Origin of the sequence: Prevotella sp. C561, assembly GCF_000224595.1 — a bacterium.
In the GTDB taxonomy this organism is placed as follows: Bacteria; Bacteroidota; Bacteroidia; order Bacteroidales; family Bacteroidaceae; genus Prevotella; species Prevotella jejuni.
In genome coordinates this window covers 197924-202050 of sequence record NZ_JH114139.1, presented here as the reverse complement: position 1 = coordinate 202050, position 4127 = coordinate 197924, and the positions used below count along the sequence as shown (strand labels likewise).

Here is a 4127-nt window from a genome sequence, read left to right as displayed (position 1 = left end):
CATCTCACAGAGACATTAAGTACAACCGATTTCACAGAGCGTTACAGCTAATCTTAGTTGAAAGGCCTCTGTGACCTCTGTATGCCGGAGGCCTTCTGTGGGCTCGAAACGTTGGTTGAAAAGTTCTGTTAAATCTGTGTGGTCTGTGAGAGAAAGAACTCCCCAACAAGTTGTTTGTGTGTCATCTCATAGAGTGGGTGCGTTCTATTTCTCACAGAAAAACACAGAAGAACAGAACACACCGGGTTTCACAGAGACATTAAGTCAACCGATTTCACAGAACCCAACACCCACCTAAGCTTATCATCAACACCTAACAACCATCACCCAACATCCCTCCCCATCAGAAAACCATACCGATTTCTTTCCTTTCTCTATATTTTTCTTTATCTTTGTAGCCATCTATTGTGAGATAGTTACATTTTATCAATAATCTAATAGAAATCATTTTAAGGACAAGAAGATGAAGAAGATATTTACACTCCTTGCTGGATTGCTCATCGCATCATCATCGTTTGCCATACCAGCGATGAAGATTTGGCGAACAGTTAAGCAAGCCGATGGCACATTACTGAAGGTGATGACCGTTGGTGATGAGCATTTCAACTATGCCATGACAGAGGACGGTATTCCCCTTGTACCCTATCATGGCAACTACTACTATGCGCATATCGTAGACCAGCAGTTGGTGGCCTCGGCGGTTCTGGCACATAATAAAGAACTAAGACACGGCCGTGAGGAACTCGCTGCAGCCGCTCTGGAGGAGGTTAGACAACTGCAGAGAAACAAGGAACAGCAGGTCAGCTCGAAGGCTTTCGGACTCAGTGATGGGACAACATGGGAGGGAAGTAAGAAGGGACTCGTCATCTTAGTGGAGTTCTCGGACAAGTCCTTCACCAATCCACAGAATGTTCTCACACTCCGACCACGTGAGTCTGACATCAAGACCCTCTATGAGAAGATGCTTAACGAGGAGGGTTATAAGAACGACAATGGTGCTATCGGGAGTGTACACGACTATTTCAAGGACCAGAGCAACGGTAGGTTCGACCTTACCTTTGATGTCATTGGACCCGTGAAGTTGGCTCATTCGTATAAATACTACGGTGAACACACGCAGAACATGAACGATGCTAATGCGCCACAGATGATTATCGACGCTTGTAAAGCCGTCAAAGAACAGGTAGACTGGCGTCGCTACGACTGGGACGGAGACGGAGAAGTGGAACAGGTCTACGTTATCTATGCGGGTGAAGGCGAGGCTACGGGTGGCAATGCAGACACGGTTTGGCCACATAAGTATTCGCTCACGGACGCAGGACTGAGTGCGCTCCATTTCAATGGACAGACGATTGACACCTACGCTTGTAGTAATGAGATTATTAGAGCACAAGTCAACGGTATGCAACGACTGTATTATTCGGGCATAGGAACCATCTGTCATGAGTTTTCTCACTGCTTAGGGCTCCCTGACTTCTATGATACAAGGGGCGGAACGAACGTTGGCTCGGGACGATACGACCTTATGTGTGGCGGTAGCTACAATGGTGGACCAGAGAGTTTAGTAAATGTTTATGGCGGAACAGGTATCGGCACGGTGCCTGCAGGATATGATGCTTACGAGAAGGCGTTCATGGGTTGGCTGAAGCCTACCACCCTCGGCGATGCTGCCGTGGACGTGAAGGATATGAAAGGACTGTCGGAAGGTGGTGAGGCGTACGTCCTCTATAACCCTGACAACAAGGATGAGTATTACATCTTAGAGAACCGTACGCCCTACAGATGGGACAGTGAGCTGCCTGCCCACGGCCTGATGGTATTCCATGTAGACTATGATGCGATGGCGTGGAGGATGAATAACCTCAATGCGGCTGCCTCTCAGCGTCATCCACGGTTCACGATAGTGCCTGCGGATGGCGTCCTCAATAGTGATTCACAGGATAATGACCCGTTCCCAACGGCCTTGAACAATAGTCTGACGAGCACTACCGACCCTCGTCTTAGCTTCTATACGAACTATAGAGTGACGGACTTAGCGGGAATAAGAGGGATTGCGAAGAACCACGATAACACTATCTCTTTCCGCTATACACCGCTGAATACAACTGCAGCCATCACCTCGTTTCCTGCTGACAATGCCACTCAGCCGTCTACTGCCTATACCCTCTCTGGCATAAAAACCAACCCTCAACAGGCAGGACGACGCCAGATAGTTATCGTGAAAGATAAGGAAGGGAGGGGGCGTAAGGTGTATTAGTGGCCTCACAACAAACAACAGCAGTGGCCCCTCCCCCGTCCCCTCCCCCAAAGGGAGGGGCGTGATTACCGAGATACCCCTATGGGGCTGCTTGTAGAAGGAGTGAGGCAAGTAGGCTTATCATAATTATTAGATGGGTTAACATCAGTCCATAGGTGGGGTACGCATCGTTCTCAATTAGCTTGCTACTCGTTATCAACAAAGTTAGCCCATGTCATCAACTGGGTCAATCCTCGTTCTTAACTGGTCGCCCGCTCGTTATCTTTTGGAGTATTCTGCGTCCTTAACAAGGTTAGCACATGTCATCATCTGGTCGATCGCTCGTTATCTCTTGGGGTATCTGCCGTTTACACTTGGTTAGTCAACCATCTTCTGCTGCTCGGAGTGGCGTAATCAGTGAGAGAAGATAGCACGAGTTTACACGCTACATGTCACCCACTTTTTAGCAGACATATAGGGGTAACCTCGGTGATCACTCCCCTCTCCATTCGGAGAGGGGCTGGGGGTGAGGCCCAGAGGGGTTGGGGGGTGAGGCTTCCAATATATTAACTAAAACAAACAAAACATGAAGATTAAAACAGCAACATTAATTGGCTTGATTGGTGCAATCACCAGTCTTGTGATTTCTCTTTACTTTTTGGCCTACAACACAAGTATCATTTCATTCTTTGTAGATACCCTTGATTTCTTCCCACTGAATTTAGTATATACGTATTCACCATTTCTTAGCGCCTTTGGGAGCCTCATCTCTGACATCGCATTATGTATCTTCTTCTACGTTGTATATAAACATCAGAAGTAGAGAGGGGTGTGCTATTTCTCACAGAAGAATACAGAAGAAAAGAATACAAGGGGGCCAAAGCAAGTGCTGGCCCCTCCCCGTCCCCTCCCCGAAGGGAAGGGGAGTGATCACCGAGATACCCCTATGGACTGGATGTAGGCTGCTTGTTGCCCCTTATCGGTATCTACGATAGCTGAAACGCTCTGTGAACTCTGTATGCCGGAGGCCTTCTGCGGGCTCGAAACTGTGCGCAAAAATGCTCAGTGAACTCTGTGCACTCTGTGAGAGATAAAACTCCCCAACGAGTCTCGCAATTGTTCTTTTTCTCACAGAAAATCACAGATGAACAGAACACACAAAGGCGCACAGAGACATTAAGTCAACCGATATCACAGAACCTTACAGCCACCTTTAGCAGTAACGCTCTGTGAACTCTGTATGCCGGAGGCCTTCTGCGGGCTCGAAACTGTGCGCAATAATGCTCAGTGAACTCTGTGCGCTCTGTGAGAGAAAAAACACCCTGCGTGAGAGAAAAAACTCCCCAGCAACTTGCATGAGTCTTATCTTATCGAGAGGATGCGTTCTTTTTCTCACAGAAAATCACAGATGAACAGAACACACAGCATTCCACAGAGACATTAAGTCAACCGATAACACAGAACCTTATAGCCACAGAAGCCTCACCCCCAGCCCCTCTCCGAATGGAGAGGGGAGTGATTACCGAGATACCCCTGTATGTCCTCAAGATGTTTAGCGGCCCATCTTCTATCAGTAGCAGGCTAATAGGGGTAACCTCACATACTACTCCCCTCTCCATTCGGAGAGGGGGCTGGGGGTGAGGCCTCTGTGAACTCTGTATGCCGAAGGCGTTCTGTGGGCTCGAAACTGTGCGCTTAAAACCTCCGTGACCTCCGTGCGCTCTGTGAGAGAAAAACTCCCCAGCGTGTTGTTTGTGTGTCATTTCATAGAGTGGGTGCATTCTTTTCTCACAGAAAACACAGAAGAACAGAACACACAGCATTCCACAGAGACATTAAGTCAACCGATTTCACAGAACCTTATAGCCAACTTTAGCTAATCATCAGCACC

General features: G+C 48.0%; 2 protein-coding genes. Both read left to right on the top strand.

Going from position 1 to position 4127, the window contains the following annotated elements; genetic code table 11:
- The first annotated feature begins 463 nt into the window (after positions 1 to 463).
- Positions 464 to 2257 (top strand): M6 family metalloprotease domain-containing protein, encoded by a 1794-nt coding sequence (locus HMPREF0666_RS00640; protein WP_009010333.1) that lies wholly within the window; start codon positions 464 to 466, stop codon positions 2255 to 2257.
- A gap of 565 nt (positions 2258 to 2822) precedes the next feature.
- Positions 2823 to 3059 carry a hypothetical protein gene (locus tag HMPREF0666_RS17785; protein ID WP_009010332.1) on the top strand — a complete coding sequence of 79 codons (237 nt, stop codon included), beginning with the start codon at positions 2823 to 2825 and terminating at the stop codon, positions 3057 to 3059.
- Positions 3060 to 4127: the final 1068 nt, after the last annotated feature.